Raw genomic sequence first — 12372 nt, 5'->3', positions numbered from 1 at the left:
TTCGTGATGAATTTCTCATGGATGGCATGGACGCTGCCGACGGCGTTGTTCTTCATCACCATCGCGCTGCTGCTCATCGGCATGGGCGTGTGGGAATATGTCTCGCCGGGCGGCAACCCGCGCGTCGGCATCCTGCGCTTCGAAACGACCCGAGGTGACCGGCTCTTCGTCTCGCTGCTCGGCAGCGCCTTCATTCACCTCGCATGGCTCGGCTTCGGCGGCGGACAGGACCTCTGGTGGGCGCTGGCGCTCTCCGTCGTCTATGCCGTCGGCGTCTTTCGCCACGTCTGAGGCGATCGAAATGGCAGGTCCGGGAGGGCCTTCCGACACTGCAATGAACGCAATCGCAAAACCCAAAGGGAGGAAATTATGCGACGGCACCTTTTCACGACGACAGCGGCAGTGCTGCTGGCTCTTACCGGCACGGCATTCGCCGGCATGGACGAGGCAAAACAGTTCCTCGACAAGGAAGTCGGCGATCTCTCCACGCTCGACCGCGCCGGCCAGGAAGCGGAAATGCAATGGTTCATCGATGCCGCCAAGCCGTTTGCCGGCATGGACATCAAGGTCGTTTCCGAAACGCTGACCACGCATGAATACGAATCCAAGGTGCTGGCTTCCGCCTTCACCGCGATCACCGGCATCAAGATCACCCACGACCTGATCGGTGAAGGCGACGTCGTCGAAAAGCTGCAGACGCAGATGCAGTCCGGCGAGAACATCTACGACGCCTATGTCAACGACAGCGACCTGATCGGCACCCATTGGCGCTACCAGCAGGTGCGCAACCTCACCGACTGGATGGCCAACGAAGGCAAGGACGTCACCAATCCCGGCCTCGACATCGCCGACTTCATCGGCACGTCGTTCACCACCGCTCCGGACAAGAAGCTCTACCAGCTTCCCGACCAGCAGTTCGCCAACCTCTACTGGTTCCGCTACGACTGGTTCAACGACGAGAAGAACAAGGCGGACTTCAAGGCGAAGTACGGCTACGACCTCGGCGTTCCCGTCAACTGGTCTGCCTATGAGGACATCGCCGAATTCTTCACCGGCCGTGAGATCGACGGCAAGAAAGTCTATGGCCACATGGACTACGGCAAGAAGGACCCGTCGCTCGGCTGGCGCTTCACCGACGCGTGGCTGTCGATGGCCGGCAACGGCGACAAGGGCATCCCGAACGGCCTGCCGGTCGACGAATGGGGCATCAAAGTCAACGAGAAATCCCAGCCGGTCGGCTCGTGCGTCGCCCGTGGCGGCGACACCAACGGCCCGGCCGCGGTCTACTCGATCGCCAAATACCTCGATTGGCTGAAGGCCTATGCGCCGCCGGAAGCCCAGGGCATGACCTTCTCCGAATCGGGCCCGGTCCCCGCCCAGGGTGCCGTCGCTCAGCAGATCTTCTGGTACACGGCGTTCACCGCCGATGCCGTCAAGAAGGGCCTGCCTGTTGTCAACGAGGATGGCACGCCGAAGTGGCGCATGGCCCCCTCGCCGCATGGCGTCTACTGGAAGGACGGCATGAAGCTCGGCTACCAGGACGTGGGTTCCTGGACGCTGATGAAGTCGACCCCGGAAGACCGCGCCAAGGCCGCATGGCTCTATGCGCAGTTCGTGACGTCGAAGACTGTGGACGTGAAGAAGAGCCATGTCGGCCTGACGCTCACCCGCGAATCCTCGATCCAGCACGAGAGCTTCACCAAACGTGCGCCGGAACTCGGCGGTCTGATCGAGTTCTATCGTTCGCCGGCCCGCGTGCAGTGGTCGCCGACGGGCACCAACGTTCCTGATTATCCGAAGCTGGCTCAGCTCTGGTGGCAGGCCATCGGTGACGCCTCCTCTGGCGCCAAGACACCGCAGGAAGCGATGGACTCGCTGTGCGCCGAGCAGGAGAAGGTGCTTCAGCGCCTCGAACGCGCCGGTATCCAGGGCGAGATCGGTCCGAAGCTCGCCGAGGAACACGACCTCGAATACTGGAACGCTGAAGCCGTCAAGGCCGGCAACCTCGCTCCGCAGCTGAAGATCGAGAACGAAAAAGAAAAGCCGATGACCGTCAATTACGACGAACTGGTCAAAAGCTGGCAGCAGTAACAAGCCCAAGACGACGGCCGCCCGTGCAAACGGGCGGCCGAAGATCAGGAGATGCGGCACCGGGGTCGGCAACGGCCCCGGTTTTTTCATGCCTGTCAGCCGGAGCGGGACGGAAATCCATGCCGGCTAGCCCATGCCACGGCCGGGGCCTGCAGCAGGATCGCCAGCAGGACCGCTGGAAAGATCGCTGCGCCGACACTGTCGAGCAGCACGCCGCCGGCCAAGCCGCCGCCGGCCATCGCCGCGTTCCAGGCCGTGACGATCATCGACTGCGCCGCATCCGCTTCCGTCCCGGCCGCCTTTGCGGAGGCGGTCTGAAACAGCGTCGCTGCACCGCCGAAGGCGAGACCCCAGGCGACAACGCCGATATAGATCGCGGCCGACTGCTCGCCCCAGACGGCAAGCAGCAGTGACGCTGCCGCAAAGAGCATCATGCTCGCCAGCACCAGCAAACGCAGATGCCTATCGACAAGGGCGCCGATGATCGGAATGACAACGAGCGAGGCGATGCCAAAGACAAGAAGTACCGTGTCAGCCCGCGCATCAAGCCCTGACGGTTCCAGGAACGGCACGATGTAGGTGTAGAGGATGTTATGGGCGAAAACGACGGCAAACATCACGAACAGAATGGGTCGGATCCCGGGCAGCCGGAACACCGACGAAAGCGCCAGGCGTCGTTCGGCGCGCTGCCCCGGAGAGTTGGGAAGCGACCATAAAACCCAGCCGACGAGCAGGGCCGCCATGATGCTCAGGAGGCCGAAGGTCAGGCGCCAGCCGGCCATAGCGCCAAGCAGGGTGCCGGCGGGAATGCCTATCGAAAGCGCCACCGGAGCACCGAGCATGGCAACGGTGATCGCCCGCCCCTGCTGCTGCGGCGGTACCATGCGGCTGGCGTAGCCGGCGGCCAGTGCCCACAACAGCCCGGCAAAGACGCCGGCAAGGAAACGCGCCGCCATCGTCACGACATAGTCGGTCGAGAGCGCTGTGACCGTGTTGACGACGGCAAATCCCGAGATCGCCGTGATCAGCAGCGGCCGCCGACGCCAGGTCTTCGTCAGCGCCACGAGCGGGATGGCCGCGACCAGCGAGCCGATCGCATAGATCGTCACCATCTGCCCGGCCAGGGACTGAGAGACGTCGAGATCGGCGCTGATCTGCAGCAACAGGCCGGCCGGCGACGCCTCCGTGAGGATGGTGATGAAGCCGGCGGTCGCAAGCGCAAGCAGCGCCGCAAGCGGCAGCCCGGCCCCGGCGACAACGACGGGCGTGGATGCTGCTTCCTGCGGAGCCGGAAGCGCGCAGTCGGTGGATTGCATGGATAGTGTCTTTCAGGATGATCGCCAGTGACGTCTCTCTTGACGGCAATAGCGGAATGGAAGCGCGTGCCAGGTGTTCGCCGCCGGCCGAAGCGGGCGGCGATCTCGTTTGTGCCTAAGCTGCGGTTACGGCGCGCTTGGGCAGCACGATGTCATCGACGCGATAGGTGTGAAACTCGCAGGTTGAGACCGAATTCAGCGCCCTGAACTTTTCCAGGAAGACCGCGTCGGTGAAGAACTCCTCGACGTTTCCTTCGCCGGCTATCGCTTCGATATTGACCACCGTCTGGCCGTCGGTGCTCTTGGAGAGGTTGCTCCAGAGAAAGCCCTCCTTGCGCTCGGCCACATAGTTCACGACGTCCTGGATCAGCCGGAACGCTTCCTCCTGCTTGCCCGGGTGGGCGTGGATGACATTGACGATGAAGACGGTCGGTTCCGGATCCCTATGGAAACCCGCCACAAGTGCCTGCTGCATGTTTTCTCCTTCTGTCGCCGACGATGTTTTCGCACGTCACGAACGCGCGTTTGTCGGACGGGCGGACTATGACGAGCTTCCAATCAGAGAAAAATACGCTACAGCTCCGAAGATATCGGACAAAAATATCCACAATTCCCGAAACGGATGAGGACGGCGGATGGACAGCCTTGGTGCACTCAATGCTTTCGTGCAGGCGGCGGACTTCCGCAGCTTTACGGAGGCCGCAACCCAGCTCGGCGTTTCACCCTCCGCCGTCGGCAAGGCGATTGCCCGGCTGGAGGAGCGGTTGAGCGTTCGCCTCTTTCATCGCAGCACCCGCAGCGTCACGTTGACCCCGGAAGGCACGCTGTTTCTCGAACGCTGCCGGCGGATTTTTTGCGAAATCGAAGCGGCCGAGGCCGAACTGGTTCAGAGCCAGGAGGCTCCGCGCGGCAAGCTGCGCGTCAGCCTGCCCATGGCCGGCATGCTGCTGATGCCGACGCTGACGGCCTTCATGCGCGCCTATCCGGAGGTCGAGATCGATCTCGATTTCTCCGACCGCATGGTCGACGTTATCGAGGAGGGGTTCGACGCGGTCGTGCGCAGCGGGGAAATCGGCGACTCCAGGCTGATGACGCGTCAGCTTGGCACGTTTCACCCCTATCTCGTCGCATCACCCGACTACTTCGAAAGACATGGGAAGCCGGAGGCGCCTGCGGATCTCGAACAACACCACTGCCTGCACCATCGCTTTCCCTCGACGGGCAAGCTCGAGCCCTGGCCGCTGGTGCAGGACGGCGCCGAAGCCAACGTCGATGTGCCGGTAACGGCCGTCTCCAATGCCCTGGAGCCGCTGATCCATATGGCCGAGGAAGGGCTCGGTATCGCCTGCCTTCCCAACTTCACGATCAGACGGCAGATGCGCGAGGGAACACTCGTATCGGTTCTCGATAACCAGCTGCGCCGCTACGGCACCTACCGGATCCTGTGGCCGTCCAGCCGGCATCTCGCGCCGAAACTGCGCGTCTTCGTCGACTTCATGGCTGCCAATCTCTTCCCGACCAGTGGTGCGTCATCGGGCTCGGCTTGACCGATAGCGGCCGCACTACGATTTCGCCATCACGCGGCGCGCGGTTTTGCCCGGCCGATCCTTGTCGAAAATCGCTCTGATTGCCTGTTTCGTGCCATCGTCCATCAGCACGATCATGTCGAGGTAGAGCTGCTTGTCGACGATGACGAAGCGGACATCGAACGGCTTGCCACCATAGTGGCCGCTGACGTTCTCGCTCCATCGGCCGATGCCGGCCGCAGTCGTGGAGCCCGTCTTCAGGTCCGCATGGGCAAAGGCAAACCAGCCGTTGTTGGAAGACACCTTCAGGATAGGCCCGTGCTGCTTGATCGCCAGCCAGCAGGTTCCGCAGGTGCCGGCGTTCGACACCATCTGTCGCCACTGCCCCGGAAAATCTTCGGTTTCGGCGTTGGCGGCAAACGGCCACAGAACAATGGCGACGGCAATCAATGCGCCGACCAAACGGCGAAACGTGCCAGCAGGCGACGAAAATCTCATATGCTGCAATCCCATGGACACCGGCGGAGGCGAGCCTTCGCCTCGACGCCAGTGCACACTGCCTGCGCTGCATTGCGGCAACGTTGCATCCGTTGGCGTCTTTTTCCGCGGTGCCTTCGGTGCAGCATTCCCTTTGCCCACTCCCCCCGGATTCCCGAAAGTGTTTACTCCACGGTTGCACTTGCGGCACTCTGTCTCGGCACCAAAGATACCCTTTACCCTGTTGGAGGATGGGGCCCCCTGTTGGAGGACGGGGGAAGCGGACTGGTCGACGTGATGGGAGGAGTAACCATGAGCGACGCATCCAGCATACACCCGGTGGACGAGAGCCAATCGGCAAGCTCGCGACCCTCGGGATTCAGCATGTCCTTGTCATGTACGGTGGCGCCGTCGCGGTTCCGCTGATTGTTGGCCGGGCCCTGCAGCTCAGCCCTCAGGACGTCGCTTTCCTGATTTCCGCCGATCTTTTCGTCTGTGGCCTCGTCACCATCATCCAGTCTCTCGGCATTACCCGGAGCGTCGGCATCCGTCTTCCCGTGATGATGGGCGTGACCTTCGCTTCCGTCGGCCCGATGGTGTCGATGGCAACGATGACGCCCGGACAGGAGGGCGCCCGACTGATCTTCGGCGCCATTATCGGCGCCGGGTTGGTCGCGCTGCTGCTCGCCCCGATCATGGGGCGGCTGTTGCGTTTCTTCCCGCCGATCGTCACCGGCACCATCATTCTGGTGATCGGCGTGACCTTGATGCGCGTCGGCGTCAACTGGATCTTCGGCAATCCCTTCGGACCGACGGCACCGAAGCTGGTCGATCCGACCCACGCCGAATGGCTGGCCGAGCTGAAGAAGCTCGCCACGACAGGCGGCCCGGCCGTTCCCGACGGCGTCGTGCTTGGCGCAACGGTGCCGAACCCTGCTTATGCCGAACTGAGCCATGTGGTACTTGCCGCCTTCGTGCTCATCTCCATCCTCGTGGTCGCGCGCTACGGCCGCGGGCTGATCAGCAACATTGCGGTTCTGACCGGCATCGTCATCGGCTGCGTCTTTGCAGCGAGCCTTGGCATGATGCATTTCGACCGGGTTGCGGATGCCGGCTGGTTCGCGGTCGTCACGCCGTTGCGTTTCGGCATGCCGATTTTCGATCCGGTGCTGATCGCCACCATGTCGCTGGTGATGATCGTCGTCATGATCGAATCGACAGGCATGTTCCTGGCGCTGGGCGAAATAACCAACAAGGAAGTCTCGCAGCAGCAGCTGACGGCCGGCCTTCGCGTCGACGGCATCGGCACGATGATCGGCGGCCTGTTCAATACCTTCCCCTACACCAGCTTCTCGCAGAATGTCGGTCTCGTCGGCGTCACCGGCGTGAAGAGCCGTTATGTCTGCGTCATGGGCGGCGTGATCATGATCGTGCTCGGCCTGATCCCGAAGATGGGCGCGCTGGTCGAGGCGGTTCCAACCTTCGTGCTCGGCGGCGCCGGCCTGGTGATGTTCGGCATGGTGGCAGCCACCGGCGTGCGCATCCTGTCGACCGTCGACTTCAAGTCATCGCGCAACAACCTGTTCGTCGTTGCCGTCTCGGTCGGTTTCGGCCTGATCCCGCTGATCGCGCCGAACTTCCTGATGTGGATGCCGCATGCGATCCACCCGATCATCGAATCGGGCATCGTGCTCGCCTCGATCTCGGCAGTGGTGCTCAACGCCTTCTTCAACGGATTGAGCGTCGAACGCTCTGCCCGGCAGGCCGTTCCAAAAAGCCCCGACACTTCGATCGCCAACGAAGCATCGACAGGTGTCGGCACGGTAGAAAGAGGACAACGAAAACGCCCCGAAGGATTCGACGACGATGGCCAAGACCAACCTCACCCTCGAGCTTCTGCTGCTCGCTCTTCTCGCAACGCTTTGGGGCGCATCCTATACCTTCATCAAGATCGGCGTCGAAACCATTCCCCCGGTGACGCTGATTGCCGCCCGCACGCTGATCGCCGGCACCATCCTGCTCGCCGTCCTCCGCTTTCGCGGCATCAAGCTGCCGCGCGACGCAGCCACATGGAAGCGCTTCCTGTTCCAGGCCTGCCTCAACAGCGTCTTCCCGTTTACCCTGATCGCCTGGGCAGAGCAGACGATCGACGCCGGCGTCGCCTCGATCCTCAACGCCGCCACCCCCATCTTCGCCTTCCTGCTGACGGCGCTGATCACCCGCCACGAGCCGGCATCGACAAGAAAGCTGATCGGCGTCGTGGCCGGCATGGCCGGCATCAGCCTGATCATCGGCGTTGAAGCCTTCGGCGGCCTGGGTGACCAGCTGCTGGCCCAGCTTGCCGTGGTCTTCGCAACCGTCTGCTACGCCGGCGCCGCCATCTTCGGAAAGAGCTTCAGGGGCCTCGACCCGATGGTTCCGGCCGCAGGCTCGCTCCTTGCAGGTGCCGTGCTTCTCATCCCCGCAAGCCTTGTCATCGACCAGCCATGGACGCTTGCCCCTTCCGCTCAGTCGGTGATCGCGCTCGTCTGCTTGGCGGTGTTCTCGACGGCGCTGGCCTTCGCCATCTATTTCCGGCTGATCCAGACGCTCGGTTCGGTCGGCGCTACCGCGCAAGCCTACCTGCGCGTTCCCGTCGGGGTCACCATCGGCGTTCTCTTTCTCGGAGAAAGATTGTCGGACACGATCTGGATCGGCCTTGCCTGCGTCGTCATCGGCGTCGCAGCCATGACCATCCCGGCGCGCCGGGCCGGGCCGGCCCTTGCCGATCGCGGCTAGTCTCAAGGCCAAAACGGAAAAGGCGCAGCGATTGCCCCGCTGCGCCTTTCGTCAGTCACGGCGCTATGTCGATCAGTCCTTGCGCTTGCGGCAATAGAGCTCGAGCCGGTGACGAACCAGGTCGTAACCGAGTTCGGCGGCGATCTCCGCCTGCAGCTGCTCGATCTTGTCGGAGCGAAACTCGATCACAGCGCCGGTGTCGATGTCGATCAGGTGGTCATGGTGCGGAGCGTCGGCCGTCTCGAAACGGGCGGTGGCACTTTCAAAGGCGTGGCGATGGACGACGCCCTGGTGCTCCAGCGCCGACAGTGTCCTGTAGACCGTCGACAGCGAAACGGTGGCATCGATTTCCTTGGCGCGGCGGTGCAATTCGCTCGCATCCGGGTGGTCTTCGGCGGTCGCGAGAATCTTCAGGATTGCCGCACGCTGCCGCGTCACGCGCACACCACCATCTCTCAGGACGCCTTCCAGCTCTTCGATGCGATTTTTGTTCTGTTTCATGGTCGTACACTAGCCAAGGCCGATAAGTTTGAAAATAGCTAGTTGCGAATGCTTCTCATGTGCATTGACTTATGCAAATCATTCGCCTAGTCCTGTGAACGACAACATCGGGGAGTATGGAATGATCGATCACATGAGACGCGCGATCCTGGTTGCCGCCACGGCATTGGCAGGTTTCGCGCTCGTTCCGGGTGCCGCTTGCGCGCAGGAAAAGTTCAAGGCCGTCACCACCTTCACGGTGATCGCCGACATGGCCAAGAACGTCGCCGGCGACGCGGCAATCGTCGAATCGATCACCAAGCCCGGCGCCGAGATCCACAACTATCAGCCGACGCCGCGCGACATCCTGAAGGCGCACGATGCAAAGCTGATCCTCTGGAACGGCCTCAATCTCGAACTCTGGTTCGAAAAGTTCTTCCAGAACTTCGACGAGGTGCCCGGCGTCGTGGTTTCTCAAGGGATCGAGCCAATGGGCATCGCGGAAGGCCCCTATAGCGGCAAGCCGAACCCACATGCCTGGATGTCGCCTTCGGCGGCGCTGATCTATGTCGACAACATCCGCGACGCTTTCGTCAAATACGATCCCGGCAACGCCGAGACCTACAAGGCCAATGCCGAAGCCTACAAGCAGAAGATCGAGGCGGCGATCGCCCCTATCCGCGCCGAGATCGGCAAGATCCCGGAAGACAAGCGCTGGCTGGTGTCGAGCGAGGGCGCCTTCAGCTACCTCACCCGCGACTTCGGCATGAAGGAACTCTATCTCTGGCCGATCAATGCCGATCAGCAGGGCACGCCGCAGCAGGTTCGCAAAGTCATCGACGCGGTGCGCGCCAACAATATACCGGTCGTCTTCTCCGAAAGCACGATTTCGCCCGACCCGGCACAGCAGGTGGCGCGGGAAACCGGCGCAAAATACGGCGGCGTGCTCTATGTTGATTCCCTGAGCGAAGCGGACGGTCCGGTACCGACCTATATCGACCTCTTGCGCGTCACGTCCGAAACCATCGCGAAAGGCCTTTCGCAATGAACCTTCAGGTAAAACCTCGCTCCGGCCCGGAAGCCGCCTCCGGGGATGCAGGCGGTGGCATCCGCGTCTCCGGCGCGACCGTGACCTATCGCAACGGCCACCGCGCGCTTCTCGATGCCTCCTTCGAGATCCCGACCGGCACGATCACAGCACTGGTCGGCGTCAACGGCAGCGGCAAGTCGACCCTCTTCAAGGCGATCATGGGCTTTGCCCGGCTGGCGCGCGGAGAAATCTCCATTCTCGGCCTTTCGGTCCAGGAGGCGCTGAAGAAGAACCTTGTCGCCTATGTTCCGCAAGCCGAAGAGGTCGACTGGAATTTTCCGGTTCTGGTCGAGGACGTGGTGATGATGGGCCGCTACGGCCATATGAACATGCTGCGCATCCCGAAGAAGGCCGACCATGAGGCGGTGGGGGCCGCGCTTGCCCGTGTCGGCATGAGCGACTTCCGCAAGCGCCAGATCGGTGAGCTCTCCGGCGGCCAGAAGAAGCGCGTGTTCCTGGCGCGCGCCCTTGCCCAGGACGGCCGCGTGATCCTGCTCGACGAGCCCTTCACCGGGGTCGACGTCAAGACCGAAGATGCCATCATCCGCCTGTTGATCGGCCTGCGCGACGAGGGCCGCGTCATGCTGGTCTCGACCCACAACCTCGGCAGCGTGCCGGAATTCTGCGACCGGACCGTTCTCCTGAAGAACACGGTGCTGGCCTATGGCCCGACGGAAACCACCTTCACCCGCGAAAACCTCGAACTCGCCTTCGGCGGCGTCCTCAGGCATTTCGTGCTCGGTGGCGACAGCCTGCATGACGACGCGGATCCGCGGCAACTGTCCGTCATCACCGACGACGAGCGTCCGCTGGTGATGTATGGCGCCAAGGGGCAGATGGTGTCGCAACCGGCCAAGCCTGAGAGCGACCCGGAGGCAGCAGGCAAATGATCGCCACGCTCTTCGAGCCCTTCACCTACAACTACATGGTCAACGCCATGTGGGTCAGCGCGCTGGTTGGCGCCGTCTGCGCCTTCCTGTCGTCCTATCTGATGCTGAAAGGCTGGTCGCTGATCGGCGACGCGCTCTCGCACTCGATCGTTCCGGGCGTTGCCGGCGCCTATATGCTCGGCCTGCCCTTCTCGCTCGGCGCCTTCTTCTCCGGCGGGCTTGCGGCCGGCGCGATGCTGTTTCTCAACCAGCGCACCCGGTTGAAGGAAGACACCATCATCGGGCTGATCTTCACCTCGTTCTTCGGCCTCGGCCTGTTCATGGTGTCGCTGTCGCCAACCTCAGTAAACATCCAGACGATCGTTCTCGGCAACATCCTCGCCATCACGCCTGCCGACACGTTGCAGCTTGCGCTGATCGGCGTCATCTCGCTGATCATCCTGACGGCCAAGTGGAAGGATCTGATGGTCACCTTCTTCGATGAGAGCCACGCACGCTCGATCGGTATCCCGACGACCTTCCTGAAGGTGCTGTTCTTCACGCTGCTGTCCGCCTGTACGGTCGCCGCGCTGCAGACGGTCGGCGCCTTTCTCGTCATCGCCATGGTGGTGACACCGGGCGCCACCGCCTATCTGCTCACCGACCGCTTTCCGCGGCTGATCGTCATCAGCGTCGCGATCGGCGCGCTCACCAGCTTCTTCGGCGCCTATTTCAGCTACTTCCTCGATGGCGCTACCGGCGGCATCATCATTGTGCTGCAGACGCTGATCTTCCTCTTTGCCTTCGTCTTCGCGCCCAAGCACGGATTGCTGGCTGCCCGCAGGCGCAGCGCCGAAGCCCTGGAGGTCACGCAATGATCTCGCTCGACCTTTTGCTTGCCGTCTTCGAATTCGAGTTCATGCGCAATGCGCTGCTGATCTCGGTCCTGGTGGCGATCCCGACGGCCCTGCTCTCCTGCTTCCTCGTGCTCAAGGGCTGGTCGCTGATGGGCGACGCCATCTCGCATGCGGTCTTTCCCGGCGTCGTCATCTCCTACATCGTCGGCCTGCCGCTCGCCGTCGGCGCCTTTGCCGCCGGCATGTCCTGCGCGCTTTTGACCGGCTACCTCAAGGAAAACAGCCGCATCAAGCAGGACACTGTCATGGGCGTGGTGTTCTCCGGCATGTTCGGCTTCGGCCTGGTGCTCTACACCAAGATCCAGAGCGACGTGCATCTCGACCATATCCTCTTCGGCGACATGCTCGGCATCGGCTGGCCCGACATCATCGAAACCGGTCTGATCGCCCTGGTGGCAACCGGGATCCTGGCGGTAAAATGGCGCGACTTTCTGCTGCACGCCTTCGACCCCGCACAGGCCAAGGCCGTCGGCCTGCGCGTCAACTGGCTGCATTACGGGCTCTTGGCGATCCTGTCGCTCACGATCGTCGGCGCGCTGAAGGCCGTCGGCCTGATCCTTGCCATCGCCATGCTGATCGCGCCCGGCGCCATCGCGTTTCTGATCACCCGCACCATGGGCAGCATGCTCATCGTTGCGGTGCTGGTGGCAACCGTCGCCTCGTTCTCAGGCGTCTATCTCTCGTTCTTCATCGACAGCGCCCCGGCACCGACCATCGTGTTGTTGATGACCGTGATCTTCCTCGCAGCTTTCCTCTGGTCGTCCTGGCGGACGGCCCGCATCGAGGCCCAGCGAACGACGGTCGAATGAGGGCGGGGCTCCCCTCCCC

Annotated in this window: 12 protein-coding genes and 1 pseudogene; 9 read left to right on the top strand and 4 right to left on the bottom strand. The window is 62.7% G+C overall.

The features are described from left to right. Window positions 1–6 precede the first annotated feature (6 nt). Both C6558_RS16755 and C6558_RS16750 read left to right on the top strand, forming a co-directional pair. The gene (locus C6558_RS16755) at window positions 7–291 is read left to right on the top strand and encodes a DUF2160 domain-containing protein (protein ID WP_057218344.1); all 285 of its coding nucleotides are present in this window, start codon (window positions 7–9) and stop codon (window positions 289–291) included. 78 nt (window positions 292–369) lie between these two features. Further along, window positions 370–2091, top strand: a complete 1722-nt coding sequence (locus C6558_RS16750) for an ABC transporter substrate-binding protein (RefSeq protein WP_025425046.1) — start codon at window positions 370–372, stop codon at window positions 2089–2091. 95 nt (window positions 2092–2186) lie between these two features. On the opposite strand, the gene C6558_RS16745 is transcribed toward C6558_RS16750, so the two are convergent. Both C6558_RS16745 and C6558_RS16740 read right to left on the bottom strand, forming a co-directional pair. Then, window positions 2187–3407 carry an MFS transporter gene (locus C6558_RS16745; protein ID WP_025425047.1) on the bottom strand — a complete coding sequence of 407 codons (1221 nt, stop codon included), beginning with the start codon at window positions 3405–3407 and terminating at the stop codon, window positions 2187–2189. A 115-nt stretch (window positions 3408–3522) separates the two neighbouring features. Beyond that, complete coding sequence (locus C6558_RS16740; protein ID WP_025425048.1) at window positions 3523–3882, bottom strand: antibiotic biosynthesis monooxygenase; 360 nt, start codon at window positions 3880–3882, stop codon at window positions 3523–3525. Window positions 3883–4042: 160 nt separating this feature from the next. On the opposite strand from C6558_RS16740, the gene C6558_RS16735 reads away from it, so the two are divergent. After that, on the top strand, window positions 4043–4954 hold the full coding sequence (locus tag C6558_RS16735; protein ID WP_025425049.1) for a LysR family transcriptional regulator: 912 nt from the start codon (window positions 4043–4045) through the stop codon (window positions 4952–4954). Window positions 4955–4969: 15 nt separating this feature from the next. Here the strand turns inward: C6558_RS16735 and C6558_RS16730 are convergent, their stop codons facing one another. Beyond that, window positions 4970–5431 carry a hypothetical protein gene (locus C6558_RS16730; RefSeq protein ID WP_128090430.1) on the bottom strand — a complete coding sequence of 154 codons (462 nt, stop codon included), beginning with the start codon at window positions 5429–5431 and terminating at the stop codon, window positions 4970–4972. A gap of 291 nt (window positions 5432–5722) precedes the next feature. Here C6558_RS16730 and C6558_RS16725 point away from each other — a divergent pair. Both C6558_RS16725 and C6558_RS16720 read left to right on the top strand, forming a co-directional pair. After that, window positions 5723–7167, top strand: a pseudogene (locus tag C6558_RS16725) (nucleobase:cation symporter-2 family protein); the annotation flags it as partial. A gap of 109 nt (window positions 7168–7276) precedes the next feature. Next, window positions 7277–8188 (top strand): DMT family transporter, encoded by a 912-nt coding sequence (locus tag C6558_RS16720; RefSeq protein WP_025425051.1) that lies wholly within the window; start codon window positions 7277–7279, stop codon window positions 8186–8188. Window positions 8189–8260: 72 nt separating this feature from the next. On the opposite strand, the gene C6558_RS16715 is transcribed toward C6558_RS16720, so the two are convergent. Continuing rightward, window positions 8261–8689: a Fur family transcriptional regulator gene (locus tag C6558_RS16715; RefSeq protein ID WP_025425052.1), complete on the bottom strand. Its 429-nt coding sequence runs from the start codon at window positions 8687–8689 to the stop codon at window positions 8261–8263. Window positions 8690–8810: 121 nt separating this feature from the next. On the opposite strand from C6558_RS16715, the gene C6558_RS16710 reads away from it, so the two are divergent. Genes C6558_RS16710 through C6558_RS16695 form a run of 4 tightly spaced genes read left to right on the top strand, consistent with a single transcriptional unit; the run spans window position 8811 to window position 12353 of the window. Next, on the top strand, window positions 8811–9716 hold the full coding sequence (locus tag C6558_RS16710) for a metal ABC transporter substrate-binding protein (protein ID WP_025425053.1): 906 nt from the start codon (window positions 8811–8813) through the stop codon (window positions 9714–9716). After that, window positions 9713–10648, top strand: a complete 936-nt coding sequence (locus tag C6558_RS16705) for a manganese/iron ABC transporter ATP-binding protein (protein WP_025425054.1) — start codon at window positions 9713–9715, stop codon at window positions 10646–10648. The genes C6558_RS16710 and C6558_RS16705 overlap by 4 nt, the downstream gene beginning before the upstream one ends. Next, complete coding sequence (locus C6558_RS16700; protein ID WP_025425055.1) at window positions 10645–11505, top strand: metal ABC transporter permease; 861 nt, start codon at window positions 10645–10647, stop codon at window positions 11503–11505. Before C6558_RS16705 ends, C6558_RS16700 begins: the two co-directional genes overlap by 4 nt. Continuing rightward, entirely contained in the window at window positions 11502–12353 is an 852-nt protein-coding gene (locus C6558_RS16695; protein ID WP_025425056.1) for a metal ABC transporter permease, read from the top strand. Before C6558_RS16700 ends, C6558_RS16695 begins: the two co-directional genes overlap by 4 nt. Window positions 12354–12372: the final 19 nt, after the last annotated feature.

The sequence above is a fragment of the Ensifer sp. NM-2 genome (assembly GCF_003024455.1).
In the GTDB taxonomy this organism is placed as follows: domain Bacteria; phylum Pseudomonadota; class Alphaproteobacteria; order Rhizobiales; family Rhizobiaceae; genus Ensifer; species Ensifer canadensis.
Note: the sequence above shows the minus strand (reverse complement) of the source record. Positions and strands in the feature narration are given on the sequence as shown.